The sequence below is a fragment of the Pararhodospirillum photometricum DSM 122 genome (assembly GCF_000284415.1).
Taxonomy (GTDB): domain Bacteria; phylum Pseudomonadota; class Alphaproteobacteria; order Rhodospirillales; family Rhodospirillaceae; genus Pararhodospirillum; species Pararhodospirillum photometricum.
This window is the reverse complement of sequence record NC_017059.1, coordinates 2344202-2363618: the sequence shown is the minus strand read 5'-3', so window position 1 is coordinate 2363618 and position 19417 is coordinate 2344202. Positions and strand designations below refer to the sequence as shown.

Here is a 19417-nt window from a genome sequence, read left to right as displayed (position 1 = left end):
GGCGGGGCCTGGGGAGGGCTCCCGCCTCCCCAGACTTCCCCCTGCTCCCGTCCCCTAGCTGGCCCCCGGCTCGGCCGGCGCCTGATCAAAGGCCCCGGCGCGGGCGGCACGCGTGGCGCTCGGGATGTAGTCCCCTGGAATGCGGGCCTCTTGGGCCAACCGCTCCAGCACGCCGCTTTGCAACCACTCCCGCACGGCGGCATCGGCAAACGCCCTGGTGTCGGTTTGTCCTTTCCGGGTCCAAACCACACTGAAGGCCGACAGAAGCTGCTCTTGGGTGGGCAAGTGGAAGGCCGTCCACTCTCCGGTAGGATCGTTGGCCACGGTGTCATAAAGGGTGGGGAAGTTGTGCACCGAGGCATCGCAACTCCCGCCTTTTAGGGCCAACAGGGAGTCCGGCACGGTGCGCAGGCCCTTGACGACGGCGCCGTAGGTCTCGGCCAAGGGCTTGGCGAAGTTGCTGCCCTGGGAGATGCAGGCCACCTTGCCCTTGAGATCAGCCCAGGTGGTAATGCCGTTGCCCTTGGCCGTCAGCAGCCCGCCGCCCACCTTGTCGTAGGGCGTGGGCGCGTAGCTCAGGGCTTCGCTACGCTCCTGGGTCCACTGCATGTTGGCGATCAGCAGGTCCACCTTGCCGCTTTGCAAGAACTGCACGCGKGTTGGCGCGATGACCTGAACGATTTCGAGATCAACGCCCAGGCGGTTGGCGAGATCCTGGGCCAGGGCCACTTGGAACCCACCGATGGCCCCGGTCTTCGGATCGAGAGAGCCGTAAGGCGGCTTGGCCTCGTCCACGCCGATCGCGATCTTGCCCCGTTCCTTGATCTTGTCCAACGTTGCGTCCGCCCGAGCGGGCGCGACGGCCATAGCCATCCCACCCACGGCCACCATCGCGGCCGCGACCCTGGCAAGCCTGCTTCTCTTCATGGGAATTTCCTTGCTGGGGGGCGCATTACTTGCCGTCGGCGGGTTCGGCCGGGGCCTGATCAAAGGTGCCGGCGCGAGCCTGGGCCGAGGCCTTGCGGATATAGTCGGCCGGAACCTGGGCAGTCTCGGCGAGGCGCTCCAGCACCCCGGTTTGTAGCCAGTCGCGGATCGCCCCATCGACGAACGCCCGGGTGTCGCTCTGCCCTTTGCGCGTCCAGATCACCGTCGGCGAGGGGATCAATTGCTCCTGGGTGGCGAGATGGTAGTCTCTCCACTCCCCGGTAGTGTCATTGGTTACGGTGTCGTAAAGGGCGGGGAAGATATGGACGGAGGCATCGCAGTTCCCGCCCTTGAGAGCCAGCAGGGACTCCGGCACGTTGCGCAGGCCCTTGACGATGGCCCCATGGGTTTCGGCAAGCGGCTTGGCGAAGTTGCTGCCCTGGGAGACGCAGGCGACCTTGCCCTTGAGATCGGCCCAGGTGGTGATGCCATTGCCCTTGGCCGTCAGCAGCCCCCCGCCGACTTCATTGTAAGGGGTCGGAGCGTAGCTCAGGCTTTCGCTGCGCTCCTGGGTCCACTGCATGTTGGCGATCAGCAGATCCACCTTGCCGCTTTGCAAAAACTGCACGCGGGTCGGGGCGATCACCTGGACGATCTCCAGGCCGACCCCTAGGCGCTTGGCCAGATCCCGGGCCAGCTCGACTTGAAACCCACCGACCTCTCCGGTTTTGGGATCCAAAAACCCGAAGGGCGGCTTGGCCTCGTCCACGCCCACCGCCAGTTTGCCCCGCTCTTTGATCTTGTCCAAAGTCGCGTCCGCCTGAGCGCTCGACGCGCCGAGGGCGCCGGCCAGCAGGGCCAGGACGCCCGTCACTAAAATTTTTCTCATGTCATCCCCACAAAACAGAACCTTTTTTCGGCTCTTGGCGTGCATCACGCATCTGATCTCTTGGGGGACAGTAGGGGGAACGGCCGGAGAAGGAAAGAAACCATTGCTAAACTATGGATTAAGTTATTTTTGAGAGAAACCAAGCCCTCCCTTGGCTATCCTCCCCCCCACCCCCTTCCACCAGAGAGAAGCATCATGACAGTGAGCGTCGCGGGCTTGCGATCCTGGCTCGCCGCAGACGAGGAACTGGCCTTGTTCGATGTTCGCGAGGCCGGACAAATTGGCGAGGGACATCTGCTGTGGTCGGTGCCCCTGCCCTACAGCCGGCTGGAAGCTCGCCTCCCCCTAGTGGCGCCGCGCCGGTCCGTGCGCGTCGTCTTGGTGGACGACGGCGACGGTCTTGCCGAGCGGGCCGCCCGCCGGGCCCGGGCCTTGGGATATGACGCGGTTTCCGTCTTGGACGGCGGGGTCACAGCGTGGCAGGCAGCGGGCGAGCCCCTGGTCAAAGGGGTCCACGTGGCCAGCAAGGCGTTTGGGGAACTGGTCGAGCGTACCTTGCACACCCCCTCGATCACGGCCGAAGCCCTGGCCCGCCGCCAGGCGCGAGGGGAGCCCCTGGTGATCCTGGATGGTCGGCCCGAGGACGAATATCGCCAAGGCACCCTTCCCGGAAGCGTGTGCTGCCCCAACGGGGAACTGGCGCTGCGTCTTCCCGCCTTGGCCCCGGATCCCAACACCTTGGTGGTCATCCACTGTGCCGGGCGAACCCGTAGCCTGTTGGGGACCGAGCTGCTGCGCACTGCCGGCGTCAAAAATCCCGTGGTCGCCTTGGAGAACGGCACAATGGGCTGGCAATTGGCCGGATTTCAGGTGGAACGCGACGCCAAGCGGTTTTTTCCGCCGGATATCGAGGTTCCCTCAGGCCTGCGGGATCGGGCCGCCGCCTTTGCCCAGCGTCAAGGGGTGCATCGCCTGGATGCGACCACGGCCCGACACTGGCTCGCCGACTCCACCCGAACCACCTTTGTGCTCGATGTGCGCACGACCCAGGAGGTCAGGGCCGACCCGGCTCCCGGCGCTGTTCACGTCCCGGGAGGCCAGCTTCTTCAGGCCACCGACCAGTGGGTGGGCGTGCGGCGGTCTCGCCTCCTCCTGCTGGATCACGACGGGGAACGGGCTCCCCTCATCGCCGGGTGGCTGGCCTTGGCCGGATGGACCTGTGGCGTGCTGGCCGAAGGACGGGCGGCCTGGGCTGCCCTCACGCCACGCCTGCCCGCTCCTGATCCGTTGCCTGTTTTACGCCTCGTGCCCCCGGACGACCCTCTCCTTCGCCAAGCCGAAACCTTGATGCTGGACCTACGGCCCAGCGCCATCCATCAGGCCGGCCATCCGCCGGGGGCGCGCTGGGCGATTCGGCCCCGCTTGGCCGCGGCCTTAGCATCCCACCCCCGGGGGGCTCCCGTGGTCCTGCTGACCCCCTGCCAGGATACGGCCCGAGCGGCCGCCCTCGACATCCTGGAAGCCGGCCATGTCCTGCCGGTCCTCCTGGAAACACCGGGCCTCCACAACAACGTCGCCCCCCCCAAGACCCCCCGGATCACGAGCGGATCGACACCTTGTTTTTTCTGCATGACCGCCACCAGGGCAACCTCGACGCGGCACGGCGCTACCTTGCCTGGGAAACCTCTCTGTTGGATCATCTGAGCCCCCCTGATCAGGCGATTTTCGCCCGCCTCGAAGCCAGGCTGATCCGGGAACGCGATGACAGTCACCCCCACACGCACAGGGACTTAAGGACAAACAGCCCGCCAAACCCCAAGAGGTTGTGAGGTACAAAACCTCAAAAAGCGCTTGCGACTGACGTACCGATCCTTGCTCCCCTAGAAATCTTTGTAAAATGCCAAGAACTTGGCCTGTTGACAACAAAGCCCAAGCCCCATGAAAGTTCTTGACTCAACTCTCCATTCCAGTCTCTTCGTTACAAAGAGGATGTCCGCTGCATACGCAGGGATGAACCCGAATGACACACAGTAGGAGGCCGCCACAGGGTATGTCCCCTGACTCATTCCCTCGGGCTGGTCTGGGGCTAATCTGGTTGCGTTATTGGCGAGGCCCCTGGCTCAAGGGAAAGGCGGTGTTTCTTTGTTCTGTCTCGGCAAAATAGGATCGCCGGTAATAAACAGAATGGGGTGCGTCACTTCTATCAACGCGCAAAAAAACACCCATCTCTTTTATAACATCACGGAAGTAGCTGATCGCAAAATCCATACTCACCTTAGCAACTTCCATATCTTTAATCACTTGCGGTTCGATGCCATAGCGAATTTCTTCAAGGATCCATCGACCATTCAGGAAATTTCTCCAAAGATCTCGACTGGGCCCGCCAAAATGGGAATAAATTTCTTCGCTTAAGCATGTTATGTGACCAATCAAGACGGCGTCACGATGAGACATGTGAGGATGCCATATTTCAATAACGGCGCCATCTGCGGCAACGCGACCAATTTCCGAAAAGACATGACCAAGACGATCCCGCGGTATATGCTCAAGACAATGTGAGCAATAAATATAAGATACACTAAAATCATCAAAAGGGAGGCGCTCTACTGATATATCGCACACGATATCAGGCGCACCACCCACGTCCAAGCCAATAAAATCTTTCTTCTTATTCGCGCCACAACCAATGTCAATTCTGAGCATGCCTATCACCCTCACTGAGACCACAGCAAATTGACGTGAACACATGCGACTACAGGCACAATCTGATGGACATGATAGTCCAGGACTGATCGGCCAGCCTATATCGAGTGTAGCAGCTCTGATCGACGCCGTCCCTTAGAAGGTGAAAAAGTAATTGAACCGCTGCGAGAACCGATGGTGAAAGCTGGTTCCTAGGGTCAAAAATCGGCTCCTCGACGTTTCAAGTGGATTTGATGATGCCGCCGAGGGGTGCGGCGATGAGGTAGATCATGGTGATGAAGGTGGACACCTCCGGAAACTGGCATCCGGGTCCGGTTCGTGATTCTATGGGCCATCGGCGGTTGGAGAGCTGGTGATGGCGGTTCAGATCGGGTTCTGGGATGTCGAGCGTCGTCTGGCCGAGCTTTCGGCGGAGGGCGATCCGCTGGAGAGGTTGTCGAAGACGGTGGATTTCGAGGTGTTCCGGCCGATCCTGGAGCGTGCATTGCGGCGGCGGAGCGCCCCTCAAAGGGCGTTCGACCCGGTTTCGACGTGGTTTTGAAATTCAAAATGCTGGTGTTGCAGTCGCTGCACGGTCTGGCGCTGGGTCGGACGGCATACTTGGTGCGCGACCGGCTGAGCTGGATGCGGTTTTGCGGCCTGGGGCCGGGCGATGCGGTGCCGGACGCCAACACTCTGTGGGATTTCCGTGAGGCGCTGATCAAAGAGGGCAAAGTTCCCGAGGAGTGGCGGGACAAGCCTGCCAAACTGAGGCAGAAGGACCGCGATGCCCGCTGGACAGTGGAGTTTTCCAAGGGAAAGGTCAGGGAGGGCGGCACGCCCCAAGGCGACATCACCATTCCCCATTTCGGCTACAAAAACCACGTCTCGATCGACCGCAAGCACGGGATCATCCGCCGCGCGCTCGTCACCGACGCGGCCGCCGCCGATGGCGCCCGGCTGCGCGAGGGGCTGATCGATCCGGCCAATACCGCCTCCGACGTGTGGGCCGACAGCGCTTACCGCTCCAAGGCCAACGAGGCGTTCCTTGCCGAAGCCGGCAAGGTCAGCCGCATCCACCGCAAGAAGCCCAAGGGCAAACCGATGCCTCGGGCGACCGCCAGGGCCAACGCGGTGAAATCCAGGATCCGTTCCCGGGTCGAGCATGTCTTCGCCGAGATGAAGGGTCGGATGGGGCTGGTCATCCGGACCATCGGCCTCGCCCGCGCCAGGGCAGCGATCACGCTCGCCAACATGGCCTACRACATGAAGCGCTGGTCCTGGCTCGACCGTCAGGCCGAACTCGCCTGATCGGCGCCCGACCGGATATCCCTCCCAGGGGGGGATGCCGCCGATCCTGGGGGCTCGTCACCCGTTTCATACCACCCAACCCGGAAAATCAGTGATCGCCGCGCCGATCACAACCCGATCGAGCGGCCAGCGATATGCGGTGCCGTTCAAGGCCGGTTTCCGGAGGTGTCCACTTCAAAGAGCATTCCGCATTTTTCCGGACCGGTCAAATCCTCCGGCGGAGGAAACGGGGGGAGCTTTCCGATGAGGTCGGGACGACCATGACCAGATCGTGTGGCAGACAATATAAAAAAGGCGTCCGCTTTTCAGCGAACGCCTTTTTTTTTGAAACTTGGTTGCAGGGGCCAGATTTGAACTGACGACCTTCAGGTTATGAGTTTGATAAAACCTCACCGAGCGACCTTCGCTCTCCTACGCAGACATGCGACAATATACTGTTATAAAACATTATTATTCCATACATTCTACGACCATGATACCCTTCCCCGTCATCAATTCAGCTCTCTACTGTTACCTATGCGTTACCTGCACCCGACCTTCAGGTTGAGGATGGGCGACGCCGGAGGGAGGGGTTCAATGGCGAAATTGACCAAACGGGTGGTGGACCAGATCGCTCCCGGCAGCACCGAATCGGTGCACTGGGACGATGAGCTCAAAGGGTTCGGCCTACGGGTCTGGCCCAGCGGGCGCAAAGTCTACATGGTGATGAGCCGAGTGAAAGGGCGTCTACGCCGGATCACCATCGGCCCCCACGGCGCCATCACGCCAGAGCAGGCCCGGATCCGGGCGCACGAGATTCTCGCCGAGGCTAAGACTGGCCGCGATCCCGCCCAGGAACTCGATCAGGCGCGGAAGGCTCCGACCGTCAAGGGATTGGGTGAGCGCTTCCTCAAAGAGCATGTCGCAGTGCGCTGCAAACCGAGCACCCAGGCCGAATACAAGCGGTCGGTCGAGCTGTTCATCAATCCGAAGCTCGGGACCCGCAAGGTCACCGACATTGAGCGGCGCGACATCGCGGAACTGCACCAATCGCTCAGCCACATCCCTTACCAGGCCAACCGGACCCTCGGCGTCCTGTCGAAAATGTTCAATCTGGCCGAGGTGTGGGGATTACGACCGGACGGCAGCAATCCCTGCCTGCACGTCAAGAAATACGTCGAGCGCAAGCGTGAGCGTTTTCTCAGCCCCGCCGAATTCGCCGCTCTCGGCACGGCGTTGTGCGAGGCCGAGGCGGATGGATCGGAAACCCGATCGGCGATCACCGCGATCCAGCTGCTGATGCTGACCGGCTGCCGTCTAAGATGGTGAGGAAATTGTCGAAGAAGCTGGTGAAGCCCATCAGGGCGCTGACCTGCTTCAACAGCGGCCACGCCGCCTGATAGCCGATCCCGGCCAGCTTGCCCGGTTTCAGCAGATCGTCGGCGGTCAGCGCGTTGGCGCTGGCATGCAGACCCAGTTCGGCGAAGGAGCGATAGACGATGTCGGCAAGACTGCTGAAATTGTTGAGGAAGAAGGCAAACAGCCCGACATAGAGGATCTTGCGGATCAGCCGCGACAGAATGTTGGCCTCGCCGTCCATCGACCAGAACAGCCCGGCCAGGGCGATATCGATGCCGATCAGGATCGTGGTCAACGAGGCGACATCGCCCGACAGCAAGCCGAAGCCGCTGTCGATCGCGTGGCTGAACGCCGCCATGAAGCTGTCGATGACCGAAAGGTCGTCCATCGCCCTGCCCTCCGCCGCCTCAGCGGCCCGAATAGGCGGTCCCCGAGCCCAGAAACCGCGCCGTCGCCGCCTGCCCGGACGCTTCCGACTGGGCCTTGCGGGCCTGCTCGAGCGCCTCGGCGCGGTACTGCGCCGCCATCAGGGTCTGGATCTGCATCTGCTGCTTGGCGGTCAGCGCGATCAGCTGATTGGCGGCCTGCTGGGCCTGCAGGCTGCCGGCCGCGCCCTGGCTGGCATTGACCAGATCGGCCAGGGTATTGGTGTCGACCTGGACGTTCTGATTAACCTGGGACTGGATCAGCATGGTCTGGCGATAGGCACTCATCGCGCTCTGCCAACGAGTCCTCGCCGCCGCCAGCGACTGATCGCTGGTCAGCGCCGCACCGTATTGCGACGGGAATTGCTGCTGGAACGCGGTATCGGTGGCGTCGAGAGTGAAGGTGATCCCGTCGGCCTGATTCATCAGCCCGTTGATCCGCGCCAGGGCCGTCGTCATCTGCCCCAGCGACGAGTTGTCGAGCGATCGCAGGTTGCGGTTCATCGTCTCGAGCATCGCCGCCTCGTTCTGCAGCGAGCGGATCTGGTTGTTGATCTGCTCCATCGCCCGCGCCGCCTGCAGCACGTTCTCGGCAAAGTTGGAGGCGTCGAACACCGCCCATTGCGCTTGCGCCGGTGGAACAGAAAGACCGATCAGCAAAATAGAAATGAGGAGAAGCTTCGCTGCGGGCTGCCGCCCGCGCCCGCCTGGGAGCGCCGCTCCCAGACCCGCAGTGATTTTATTGGAGGGTGGGTCCGGGAAGCCCGGCTTCCCGGTCGGGGCGGTGGGGCGGAAGCCCCACCATATATAATGAGTCTCATGGTGTGTTCTCCCGGATCAGATCGACCGCCCAAGGCAGCCCCTTGGCGACGAGCCAGTATTCGAGGAACGAGTCCGGCGCGGCCGAGAGACGGTCGATCAATTTCTGGTCGTCGGGGGACGAGGCGCCGCACAGCGCCAGCGCGACCGGGCCGAGGGCGAGGTCGAACAGCCGGTTGCCGCGCCGGGATTGCAGGTAATAGTGCCGCTTGGGCGTGGCCTGAGCGATCAACTCGATCTGGCGGTCGTTGAGGCCGAAGCGGGCATAGGCGGCGCGGCTCTGCGGTTCGATCGCCCGGTCGTTGGGCAGGAACAGCCGCTGCGGGCAGGATTCGATGATCGCCGGGGCGATCGTGCTGTCGGCGATGTCGGCCAGCGACTGGGTGGCGAAGATCACCGCGACGTTCTTCTTGCGCAACACCTTCAGCCATTCGCGGATCCGCGCCGCGAACAGCGGGTGGTCGAGGAACACCCAGGCTTCGTCGAGGATCAGCAGACTGGGCTTTCCGTCGAACCGTTCCTCGAGCCGGTGGAACAGATAGGTCAGCACCGGCAGCACCAGCCCGGGCTGGTGCATCATCTCCTCGGTCTCGAAGCACTGCACCTCGGCCAATTCCAGCCGATCGTCAGCGGCGTCGAGCAGACGGCCAAACGGGCCGTCGAGGGTGTAAGGCAGCAGCGCCGCCTTCAGCGCGTTCGACTGCACCAGCATCGAGAAGCCGGTGAGGGTCCGTTCCTCGGGCGGAGCCGAGGCAAGGCTGCCGAGCGCCGACCACAGCGTCTCCTTGATCTCGGGGGTGACCGTCACCCGCTCATGGGCCAGCAGGCCGGTGACCCATTCGACCGCCCATGACCGCTCCGCCTCGAGGTCGATCCGCCGCAACGGCTGGAACGCCAGCCCGCCACCGGCGCCGAGGGCGTGATGGGCCCCGCCCATGGCGAGGGTCGCGGCGCGGGCCGAATTGCCCTTGTCGAACAGGGTCACCCGCGCCCCCGGATAGCGGCGGAACTGCAGCGCCAGCAGGGCCAGCAGCACCGACTTGCCCGCCCCGGTCGGGCCGACGATCAGCAGATGGCCGACATCGCCGACATGGGTGGACAGGCGGAACGGAGTGGCCCCCGAGGTCTCGGCGATCAGCAGCGGCGGGCCGTCGAGATGGGCGTTGCGCGCCGGCCCGGCCCACACCGAGGACAGCGGAATAAGATGGGCGAGGTTGAGGGTATGGACCAGCGGCTGGCGGACATTGGCGTAGACGTGGCCGGGCAGCGAGCCGAGCCAAGCCTCGACCGCGTTGACGCTCTCGCGGATCACGCTGAAGCCGAGTCCGGTGACGATCCGTTCGATGGCGCGGACCTTGTCGTCAGCACGCTGGCGGTCGGGGTCCATCACCGTCAGGGTGGTGGTAAGATGGCCGAAGGCGACATGGTCGCCGCCCAGCGCCTGCAGCGCCAGATCGGCGTCGGCGACCTTGTTGTCGGCGTCGGAATCGAGCAACTGGGCTGGCTCGTTATAGAGCACCTCGCGCAACAGCGCGGCGATCGACTTGCGCTTGGCGAACCAGTGGCGCCGCAGCCGGGTCAGATCCTTGGTCGCCCGCGTTTTGTCCAAGGCGATGAAACGGGTGACCCAGCGATAGGGGAAATCGAGATGGTTGAGGGCGTCGAGCAGCCCCGGCCGGGTCATATTGGGGAAGCCCAGGATGGTGAGCGTGCGCAAATGGGCCTCGCCCAGCATCGGCTCCAGCCCGCCGGTCAGGGGCGTATCGACCAGAATCCCGTCGAGATAGAGCGGGGTTTCCGGCACCCGGACCGGATGGCGCCGGGTCGAAATGGTGGCGTGCAGGTAGGTCAGGGTCTCGCCATCGTCGAGCCCGCGCGCCTCCGGCATGAACCCGGCCAGCAGATCGAGCACCCGATCGGTCTCGGCCCGGAACGCCGCCAGTTCCTGGCGCCAGTCGCGACCGCCGCCTCCTTTCCCTTCCCGGCCCTGATCCAGCAGGGCGGATTCGGCCTGGGCGACCGAATCCGGCGGCGGGAGATAGAGCAGGGTCAAATGGTAGACGCTTTCGAAATGGCTGCCGATGCGCCCCAGGAAGGCGGCGCGGCGTTCCTGCTCGACCAGCCAGGAGGCGGGATCGGGGAAAACGGATTCGGGATAATCCTGGGCCGGGATCCGCTCCGCCTCGAAGAACAGCGCCCAGCCTGAGCCGAACCGGCGCAACACATTGTTGGCGCGGGCGCAGGTGGCGACCAGTTCAGCCTCGGTGGCGCTATCGAGATCGGGACCGCGGAAGCGGAGGGTGCGCTGAAAGCTGCCGTCCTTGTTGAGCACGATGCCGGGGGCGACCAGCGCCGCCCAGGGCAGATGGTCGGCCAGCCGGTCGGCGTGGCGGCGGTATTCGGCGAGGTTCAGCATGACAGCTCCCCCTTCTGCCGCAGATGCCGGGCCAGCACCGAGGCAAAGTCTGGATCGCGCTTGGCGGCGAACACCGCGACGGAATGGCCGACCAGCCACAGCACGATCCCGGCGCTCCACATCTGCAGGCCGAGACCGAGAGCGGCGGCGACGGTGCCGTTGACGATCGCCAGGGTGCGCGGCGCGCCGCCGAGCAGGATCGGCTCGGTCAGCGCCCGGTGCAGCGGCACCTCGAAGCCGTCGATGCTCATCACACCAGCGCTCCGCCGCCGAAGCTGAAGAAGGACAGGAAGAAGCTCGAGGCGGCGAAAGCGATCGACAGGCCGAACACGATCTGGATCAGCCGGCGGAACCCGCCCGAGGTCTCACCGAAGGCCAGGGTCAGGCCGGTGGTGATAATGATGATCACCGCGATGATCTTGGCGACCGGCCCCTGGACGGATTCGAGCACCTGCTGCAGCGGCTGCTCCCACGGCATCCCCGCCCCGGCGGCAAAGGCCGAGGTGGAAACCAGCAGGGTGGTGGCGAAGGCGAGATAGCGCATGATGGTTCTCCTCGGTTAGACCGTCGATGGGCGGGTGTCCGCCCCAGACCCGGTTTCGGAAAAAGGAAGGGGTTCGGGGAACACTTCCCCGAGCGGGACCGGGCGGCAGCCCGGCCTCTCCCTGACCGCGTAATCGCCGTTGCCGTCGAGCCCGGTGACCTCGGCGATGGTCTCGATCCGGCGCCCGGTGCCGCGCCCGGCGATGAACACCAGCAGATCGACCGCCTCGGCGATCAGCCGGCGCGGCACGGTGACGACGCCTTCCTGAACCAGTTGTTCGAGGCGGTAGAGGGCGGCGCGGGCGGAATTGGCGTGGATCGTGGCGATGCCGCCGGGATGGCCAGTGTTCCAGGCCTTGAGCAGGTCGAGCGCCTCGGCGCCGCGCACCTCGCCGACGATGATCCGGTCGGGCCGCAGCCGCAGCGTCGAGCGGACCAGATCGGCCAGGGTCACCACCCCGGCCCGGGTGCGCAGCGCGACGCAATCGGGCGCGGCGCATTGCAGTTCGCGGGTGTCCTCGATCAGGATCACCCGCTCGTCGAGTCCGGCTATCTCGGCCAGCAGGGCGTTGGCCAGGGTGGTCTTGCCCGACGAGGTGCCGCCGACCACCAGGATATTGCGCCGCTCGCGCACGGCGCGGCGCAGCGTCTCGGCCTGAAGCGGCAGCATGATCCGATCCGTGACATAGTCGCTCAGGGTGTGGATCCGCACTGCCGGCTTGCGGATCGCGAAGCACGGCCCGAGCGACACCGGCGGCAGCAGGCCTTCAAAGCGTTCGCCGCTGATCCCGTCATCGCGGGCGGGCAGTTCGGCGCTGACCACCGGATTGCCGGGATGGATTTCGGCCCGGACATGGCTGGCGACGAGGCGGATGATCCGCTCCACCTCGGCCGGGGCAAGGCGCACGCCGGTATCGACCCGCCCCTCGCCCAGCCGGTCGAGGCGCAGCGCGCCGTCGGGATTGACCATCACCTCGATCACCAGCGGGTCGGCCAGGGCGGCGGCAATCGCCGGTCCCATCGCGGTGCGCAGCATGGCGCGGCGGCGGTCGCGGGATTCCGGATTGGTCATGACGGGTCTCCCTCCTGATCGCCGGACAGGGTGCGGCGGCGGGCGGCGATCTGCCGGCCGACCTGATCGATGAATTTCTGGAAGCGTTCCTGGCCGACGGCGCGGGCCGCCTTGTCCGGCTCGGGCAGCGGGGCGGTGACGGTCAGTTGGTAGCGGACGAACAGCGCCAGGCTCTCCAGCAGCACCTGACCGTCACGCTCGATGCGGTCGAGTTGATCGCTGATCCGGTGGAGACGCAGGCCGAAGCGCTCGTCGAGTTCCTGGCTGCCGCGGCGATTGAGCCAGGCGGTCACCGCATCGGCGAGAATGGTCGATTTCGACACCCCCGGTTTGGCGGCGAGCGCTTCCAACCGGGCGCTGAGGTCCGGATCGAGAAACAATTGATGGCGGATCTTGGTGCGGTTCATCCTCGCCTCCCTCAGAAGCTCGGCAGCAGATCGTCGCCCGGCCCGGCGCCATCGCGGCCTTCGTTGATGGCGTGGGCGCGAACCACCGTGCCGAGACCGCGCAGCCGGTCCATCGCCCGCTGATCGGCCAGCAGATCGGACTCGTCGTCGATGGGATCGGGCTCGGGATCAGACCGCGCAGCCACCACCAAGCCCTCCTCGGGCAGACCGGGATGGCGCTGCCGCTGGACGCCGCCTTCATCCTCGAAACCGAGCGTGGACTCCTCGGCGGTGGCGAGGCGGACATGCGGGCCGCGCACCAATCCGCTCCAATCGTCGGGACGGGCCGCCGGGCGGTCGGGATAGCCGTGCTCGGCCAACTCCGGCGCGGGCAGCACCCGCGCCGAGAAATTGCGATCCTGGTAATAGCGCAGCTTCCTGGCCCGGATCGGAGCAAGGCCGGAGACCAGCACCAGTTCGTCGGCAGGCGGCAATTGCATCACCTCGCCCGGGGTCAGCAGCGGCCGCGCCGTCTCCTGGCGGCTGACCATGACGTGACTGAGCCACGGCGCCAACCGATGGCCGGCGTAATTGCGCTGGGCGCGCAGTTCGGTGGCGGTGCCGAGCGCGTCGGAAATCCGCTTGGCGGTGCGCTCGTCATTGCTGGAGAAGGCGATCCGGACATGGCAATTGTCGAGGATCGCGTTGTTCTCGCCGTAGGCCTTGGAGATCTGGTTGAGGCTCTGGGCGATCAGATAGGCGCGGATGCCGTAGCCGGCCATGAAAGCCAGCGCGGTCTCGAAGAAATCGAGCCGCCCCAGCGCCGGGAACTCGTCGAGCATCATCAGCAGGGCGTGCTTGCGCCGCTTGGCCGGATCGCCCTCCAGCCGCTCGGTGAGGCGGCGGCCGATCTGATTGAGCACGAGGCGGACCAGCGGCTTGGTCCGCGAGATGTCCGAGGGCGGGATCACCAGATAGAGCGACACCGGGCGTTCAGCATCGACCAGATCGGCGATCCGCCAGTCGCAGGCGACGGTGGTCGCGGCAACCACCGGATCGCGGTAGAGGCCGAGGAACGACATCGCGGTCGACAGCACGCCGGAGCGCTCGTTCTCGGATTTGTTCAAGACTTCCCGCGCCGCCGAAGCGACCACCGGGTGGACCTGGGGCGCGTCGGGGGTGCCGAGATGGTTGGTCGCCATCATCCGGCTCAGGGTCTGAACGAAGCTGCGGCGGGGATCGGACAGGAAGGTGGCGACCCGGGCCAGGGTCTTCTCCTCCTCGGCATACAGCACATGGAGGATCGCGCCGACCAGCAGGGAATGGCTGGTCTTTTCCCAGTGGCTGCGCCGCTCGAGCGCGCCTTCGGGATCAACCAGGATGTCGGCGATGTTCTGGACGTCGCGGACCTCGTCGGGACCCTTGCGGACTTCCAGCAACGGGTTGTAACGGGCCGAGCGCGGATCGGTCGGGTTGAACAGCAAGCAATGCGAGAACCGCCCCCGCCAGCCAGCGGTAAGCTGCCAGTTCTCGCCCTTGATGTCGTGGATCACCGCCGAGCCGGTCCAGGACAGCAGGGTCGGCACCACCAGCCCGACGCCCTTGCCCGACCGGGTCGGCGCGAAGGCCATCACATGCTCGGGGCCATCATGGCGCAGATAGCGATTGCCCAGCCGGCCAAGAAACACCCCGGCCGAGCGGAACAGCCCGGCCCGCTCCACTTCCCGGGCGGTCGCCCAGCGCGACGAGCCGTAGGTGGTGACCAACCGGCTCTGCCGCGCCCGCCACAGCGAACCGACGATCGCGGCGGCGCAGCCCATGAAGCCGCTGGCCCCGGCCAACATCCCCGCCTTGTCGAAGATGTGCGGCGCATAGGCCTCATAGGCATACCACCAGGGGAACAACTGCCAGGGGCGATAGACCGGAACATCGAACAGCACCAGCCAGGGCGGACCGAGCTGGGGCTGATAGCCGAGCATCGCCGCCGCCCATTGGGTCGCCGACCACACCCCGAACAGGGTGATGGCGAAAACGACCAGGATCTGGCCGATCAGCAGCTTGGTGGGGGTCATGGCGGCCTGTCCCGAACCGGCCCGGCACTGTTGCCGGGCGCTTGGGACAAGGGTCAGACAGAACCCCGGAATCGAAAATCGCCTTTAGCTACGATGATTTACGCCCAAGCCCCTAGGGCGAAGGAGGGGCAGATTGAGCGAGAATGAGGGATGGCAGATCGCTGGATAGGTCAATTACGTCGAGGTCCTGCTATGGCAAAACGGGGCCAGGAACGGACTGTCGGGTTTCGTTGAACGGCCACGAAAAAGCGACTTTCTCGTTATTTCGTGCGGCTCCATTCTTGACATCTTTACCCTGACTTAACGTAATCGATCGCGTGTGGTGACTAATGGCACAACACTTAGTTTCCTGTTTCTACTGGTGTGTTATCCTGACGATATATTCACAAAGGTGGCGGATCTATGTCAGATGATATCCAGAACAAAGTGCGCGACGACGCCGAGCAGCAAGTTCGCGAATGCCTTGCCGCCAATCCCGTCGTGATCCTGGGCAGTGGTGCTTCCGTTGGATTGGGGTTGCCGACCATGGGGCAGTTGGCTGAACGCATCGTCGATGATGTTGGCAAGCTCGGCCTGGACACGGAAAAGTGGGGAATTCTATTCGACGCTTGGCAAGCGGGTGAAGGTCTCGAAGCGGCGCTGAACAAGGCGCAATTGAATGATGCCTCTCCTCTCTATACAGCCATTGTAGATTCTGTTTGGAAGAAGGTCGCTTGGCACGACGTTCTGGCCTTCGAACAAGTGCGGGCAAGTCATCCCCTTCCTCACACCAAGCTCTTCGACTATCTTTTCGGCGGATCCGCGCGCAACATTACCGTCATAACCACCAATTACGACCGCCTAGCAGAATATGGCGCCGATCAAGGCGGTTTCTGCCATAGGAGCGGCTTTGTAGGTAGCTACCTCCGTACTTGGCAGGGTCCAGTCCATGCCCCCCGATATCTGCGAGGGGATGTCCGGCAAGAGAATAGGACTGTCGATCTGCTGAAGGTCCATGGATCGCTGGACTGGTTCCGGGAAGAGGGGGATCGGGACCCGGTCGGCCTGCCGGTTCATGCTCCCGCGGAGGATGATCTCAAGCAGCCCACGGGTATGCGGCCTGTCATCGTTCCCCCAGCCAGCTCCAAATACGCTCAGACCCATTTCGAGCCCTACCGGTCGCTGCTGGCGGAAGCCGATCGGGTGATAAAGGGAGCCGAGGCGTTTCTCACCATTGGCTTCGGCTTCAACGATGATCATGTGCAGGTCAACCTGACGCGGGCGATGCGTGATCGGCCAAAGCCGTTCGTGATGGTCACGAAATCCTTGACCGACAAGGCCAAGCAGGCGCTGGAGCAGGCGTCGAAGTCTTTACGATATTGCGTTCTGACGGAGGGGCAGCCGGGCACCACCGTGGTCTACACCGACGAGCACCGTGATGGCGTGGAGATCGAGGGGATCGACGCTTGGTCATTCGACGGCTTTGCCAACGAGTATCTGTGATGTCGACGGTGAGCCTGTTCCATCTGCGCGACGGCGATGCTTTTGGCAGTGTCCTGACCGTCGATACCGGGTCGGTGGTCGTCCAGGTCTTCGATAACGAGACCCTGCGCCGGCTGCATGTGCATCGTCCGGTCCTGCTGCAAGGGCGCCCCGGCCGCAGTCTGATCGGCATCATCACCCGCATCACCCGCAAGATTCAGACGACGGAGACGGAAGACGGAACGGAGGCGGTCCCCGAGGTCGTCTCCGTCGATGCGGTCGAGGTCGGCCTGATCGGAACCCTTCACAATATGGGCGGAGAGCGTCCACCGCGATTCCGGCGCGCCATCGAAACCGTGCCCGAGATCGATGCGCTGTGCTTTTCGCTTGAAGGGGATCGCCTGTCCACCTTCATGCGGGCGGTGTCCGAGGTCAGCGAGAAGGATGGCCATCCACTGCTGCTTGGCCGTTATGCCCTCGACACCTCGGCCGATGCCTTCCTCAACGGCGACCGCCTGTTCCAGCGCCACGCCGCCATCGTGGGCAGCACCGGCTCTGGCAAGTCCTGGACCACCGCCCGCCTGCTGGAACAGGTCGCCGAACTCCCCAACGCCAACGGCATCGTCTTCGACATCCACGGCGAATACAGCCCCCTGAAAGGCGATGGCTTCCGCCATCTGCGGATCGCCGGCCCCGGCGACCTGGATGCCCCCGGTGACGACGTCCTGTTCCTGCCCTATTGGCTGCTGGGGTACGACGCGCTGAGGTCGCTGCTCGTGGACCGTAGCGATCAGAACGCGCCGAATCAGGCGATGCTGCTGGGACGTTGCGTTCGAGATGCCAAAGAAGGGTTCCTGAACGCGGCTGGGAGAGCCGATCTTTTGGCCGCTTTCACCGTAGACAGCCCCATTCCGTTCGCCATTGGTGATGTGCTGACCAAGCTGGATAATTTGAACAAGGAGATGGTGCCCGGCGCGGCTGGCAAGGAAAAGCAAGGTGACTTCCACGCCAAACTTAGCCGCATGATTGCCCGGTTGGAGGCGAAGGTGGAGGACCGCCGCCTGGGCTTCCTGTTCCGGGGCGGTGACGAGACCAAGAAACTCGCCTATCTCGACACCCTTGTCACTCGCCTGCTGGCCGGGCGCAAGGATCAGGATGACGGCAAGGGCGGGGTGAAGATCATCGACTTCTCCGAGGTCCCGTCCGACATACTGCCGCTGATCGTCAGCATGGTCGCCGGGCTGGCCTTCTCCGTGCAGCAATGGACGCCATCGGCGCGCCGCCACCCGGTCGCCCTGTTCTGCGACGAGGCCCACAACTACATCCCCGACCAAGCGAACGAGGACTCCGAGGGCCGCGTGGCGGTGCGCCTGTTCGAGCGCATCGCCAAGGAAGGCCGCAAATACGGCATCGGCTTGGCGGTGATCAGCCAGCGTCCGGCCGAGGTCAGCCGCACCGTCATCAGCCAGTGCAACAATGTCATCGCCATGCGCCTGACCAATCCCGAGGATCAGGCACGGGTCAAGGCCCTACTACCCGACACCCTGACGGGCTTCACCGATATGCTGCCGGTCCTGGATACCGGTGAGGCCGTGGTGGTCGGCGACGCCAGTCTGCTGCCAAGTCGGATTCGTATTGCCGAGCCTGGCAGCAAGCCCGACAGCCGTACCATCGATTTCTGGAAGCGCTGGTCGGAGGACATGCCTGTCGGCGGCCTGGATGACGCTGTCGAGGCGTGGCGGCGACAGAGTTTCGGGAAGGCTGAAGAATAAATAAAGGGGGTGGAGATGTTTTTCAATCCGAAGGACGGCGAAAGGGGCGAGCGGCCCCGCAAGGTTTATGTCCGGGCTGATACCGTGCAGTACGAGGACGGACGTGTGTGGCTTGAGGCTGCTGACGGCCGATGGCTTGATCGTGAGCGACGTTCCCAATTTGGCGGCGTTGAAGAATGGGCTCTATCCATTGTCGAGGCTCGCCTCTCGCCGCAGGAATGGAATGCGATGCGCGAGAATGCGCGCTGGCTGGCCTTGGAACTGGGGGACACGCCGAGCCCAACAACGAGAATGGTCAAACACTACGACAATCTGTTCGGCGATGGGGGCGTGCGTTACCTTGAGACCGTCCAGCGGGTTTACGGACCCACGGCCGACGAACTCGACAGGGTGGTCGATACCAGCGGCATCCCGGACGGTGATCCTTCTTTGATCGAGAGTCTTATTTCAATTAAAGCGGGTGCAGTTGCCGTGTACGACGTGGGTCAAGGCAATTGCAACTCTGTATTGATGGAGGACATTCCTCATATTTATTTTGATTTTGGCGGCGGCGTACTTGATCACGCATCGACGTTTCCGGCCGTTCTCCAAAGATTTTGCTTTACGGACCGCCCAGCCATCGTCCTTTCCCACTGGGACTGGGACCACTGGTCTTCCGCTTATCGTGACCCAAGAGCGTTCGACCACTATTGGATAGCGCCCCGGCAGGAATTTGGTGTGATCCACGCGGCCTGCGCATCTAGGGTCGGCGCGAACCTTCTGTTTTGGCCGAGCACCGCGACCGCCCTCGGCGTTGGGAGCATTCGGATTGAAAAWTGCACATCCAGGGGCAAGAACCGGAACCATACAGGACTGGCATTGATCGTTTCTGACGGTAGCCATACGATCCTGTTGCCCGGTGATGCCCGCTATACCGCATTTCCAAGCGGTAGGCCTGGTGCGGGGGCGGTTCTTTCCGTGGTGGCGCCCCATCATGGTGCGAACATGCACAGTGCCCATGTACCGACGACAACCGGACATGCGGAAAGCCGGGTCGCTTATTCCTGCGGCGATCCTAACCGTTATGATCATCCGCGTTGGAGGGCAATGGAACTCCACGCAAATGCAGGATGGAACCGAATGCTCCGAACCGATAATCGTCGTTCCGGCAGACCCGCACACATAAGGCTGGAATTCCCGGGTCAATCGCTCGGCGCACCGCGCCAAGTCCCCTGCGGTGGGAGTATGTGCCAACTGTCCATCGAGCAGGTTTGACGTGCCGCTTGATGGCTGCAGAACTGCCGTCCTTCCCAGACCCAGTCGAG

Annotated in this window: 16 protein-coding genes and 1 pseudogene; 6 read left to right on the top strand and 11 right to left on the bottom strand. The window is 63.7% G+C overall.

Features of this window, described 5'->3' with window-relative positions; genetic code table 11:
- Positions 1 to 54: 54 nt before the first annotated feature.
- Both RSPPHO_RS10630 and RSPPHO_RS10625 read right to left on the bottom strand, forming a co-directional pair.
- Positions 55 to 927 carry a transporter substrate-binding domain-containing protein gene (locus RSPPHO_RS10630; RefSeq protein ID WP_081581727.1) on the bottom strand — a complete coding sequence of 291 codons (873 nt, stop codon included), beginning with the start codon at positions 925 to 927 and terminating at the stop codon, positions 55 to 57.
- A gap of 25 nt (positions 928 to 952) precedes the next feature.
- Positions 953 to 1816 carry a transporter substrate-binding domain-containing protein gene (locus tag RSPPHO_RS10625; RefSeq protein WP_041797181.1) on the bottom strand — a complete coding sequence of 288 codons (864 nt, stop codon included), beginning with the start codon at positions 1814 to 1816 and terminating at the stop codon, positions 953 to 955.
- Positions 1817 to 2011: 195 nt separating this feature from the next.
- Here RSPPHO_RS10625 and RSPPHO_RS10620 point away from each other — a divergent pair, with 195 nt between their 5' ends.
- Complete coding sequence (locus RSPPHO_RS10620) at positions 2012 to 3520, top strand: rhodanese-like domain-containing protein (RefSeq protein WP_051013825.1); 1509 nt, start codon at positions 2012 to 2014, stop codon at positions 3518 to 3520.
- 396 nt (positions 3521 to 3916) lie between these two features.
- On the opposite strand, the gene RSPPHO_RS19960 is transcribed toward RSPPHO_RS10620, so the two are convergent.
- Positions 3917 to 4519, bottom strand: coding sequence for a class I SAM-dependent methyltransferase (locus RSPPHO_RS19960; protein WP_157879191.1), 603 nt, complete (start codon positions 4517 to 4519; stop codon positions 3917 to 3919).
- A gap of 355 nt (positions 4520 to 4874) precedes the next feature.
- On the opposite strand from RSPPHO_RS19960, the pseudogene RSPPHO_RS10615 reads away from it, so the two are divergent.
- Positions 4875 to 5809: pseudogene (locus RSPPHO_RS10615) on the top strand (transposase).
- Between the two features lie 576 nt (positions 5810 to 6385).
- Entirely contained in the window at positions 6386 to 7117 is a 732-nt protein-coding gene (locus RSPPHO_RS19955) for a tyrosine-type recombinase/integrase (protein WP_242390474.1), read from the top strand.
- Here the strand turns inward: RSPPHO_RS19955 and RSPPHO_RS19950 are convergent.
- From RSPPHO_RS19950 to RSPPHO_RS10570, 8 genes are all read right to left on the bottom strand, one after another.
- Positions 7068 to 7535 (bottom strand): type IV secretion system protein, encoded by a 468-nt coding sequence (locus RSPPHO_RS19950; RefSeq protein ID WP_014415243.1) that lies wholly within the window; start codon positions 7533 to 7535, stop codon positions 7068 to 7070. The genes RSPPHO_RS19955 and RSPPHO_RS19950 overlap by 50 nt on opposite strands.
- 19 nt (positions 7536 to 7554) lie before the next feature.
- Positions 7555 to 8298: a P-type conjugative transfer protein TrbJ gene (trbJ, locus tag RSPPHO_RS10600; protein WP_041795087.1), complete on the bottom strand. Its 744-nt coding sequence runs from the start codon at positions 8296 to 8298 to the stop codon at positions 7555 to 7557.
- Positions 8299 to 8389: 91 nt separating this feature from the next.
- Positions 8390 to 10807: a conjugal transfer protein TrbE gene (trbE, locus tag RSPPHO_RS10595; RefSeq protein WP_041795085.1), complete on the bottom strand. Its 2418-nt coding sequence runs from the start codon at positions 10805 to 10807 to the stop codon at positions 8390 to 8392.
- Positions 10801 to 11058 carry a VirB3 family type IV secretion system protein gene (locus tag RSPPHO_RS10590; protein WP_041795083.1) on the bottom strand — a complete coding sequence of 86 codons (258 nt, stop codon included), beginning with the start codon at positions 11056 to 11058 and terminating at the stop codon, positions 10801 to 10803. Before RSPPHO_RS10590 ends, trbE begins: the two co-directional genes overlap by 7 nt.
- Positions 11058 to 11351: a TrbC/VirB2 family type IV secretion system protein gene (locus tag RSPPHO_RS10585; protein WP_014415239.1), complete on the bottom strand. Its 294-nt coding sequence runs from the start codon at positions 11349 to 11351 to the stop codon at positions 11058 to 11060. The genes RSPPHO_RS10590 and RSPPHO_RS10585 overlap by 1 nt, the downstream gene beginning before the upstream one ends.
- A 15-nt stretch (positions 11352 to 11366) precedes the next feature.
- Entirely contained in the window at positions 11367 to 12422 is a 1056-nt protein-coding gene (gene trbB, locus RSPPHO_RS10580; RefSeq protein WP_014415238.1) for a P-type conjugative transfer ATPase TrbB, read from the bottom strand.
- Complete coding sequence (locus RSPPHO_RS10575) at positions 12419 to 12829, bottom strand: CopG family transcriptional regulator (protein ID WP_014415237.1); 411 nt, start codon at positions 12827 to 12829, stop codon at positions 12419 to 12421. The genes trbB and RSPPHO_RS10575 overlap by 4 nt, the downstream gene beginning before the upstream one ends.
- Before the next feature lie 11 nt (positions 12830 to 12840).
- On the bottom strand, positions 12841 to 14880 hold the full coding sequence (locus tag RSPPHO_RS10570; protein ID WP_014415236.1) for a conjugal transfer protein TraG: 2040 nt from the start codon (positions 14878 to 14880) through the stop codon (positions 12841 to 12843).
- Between the two features lie 402 nt (positions 14881 to 15282).
- Here RSPPHO_RS10570 and RSPPHO_RS10565 point away from each other — a divergent pair, with 402 nt between their 5' ends.
- From RSPPHO_RS10565 to RSPPHO_RS19945, 3 genes are read left to right on the top strand one after another with little or no spacing between them, the layout of a single operon-like run.
- The gene (locus tag RSPPHO_RS10565; RefSeq protein WP_014415235.1) at positions 15283 to 16362 is read left to right on the top strand and encodes an SIR2 family protein; all 1080 of its coding nucleotides are present in this window, start codon (positions 15283 to 15285) and stop codon (positions 16360 to 16362) included.
- Entirely contained in the window at positions 16362 to 18113 is a 1752-nt protein-coding gene (locus tag RSPPHO_RS10560) for an ATP-binding protein (protein WP_157879190.1), read from the top strand. Before RSPPHO_RS10565 ends, RSPPHO_RS10560 begins: the two co-directional genes overlap by 1 nt.
- A gap of 15 nt (positions 18114 to 18128) precedes the next feature.
- Positions 18129 to 19367 (top strand): ComEC/Rec2 family competence protein, encoded by a 1239-nt coding sequence (locus RSPPHO_RS19945; RefSeq protein ID WP_157879189.1) that lies wholly within the window; start codon positions 18129 to 18131, stop codon positions 19365 to 19367.
- Positions 19368 to 19417 lie beyond the last annotated feature (50 nt).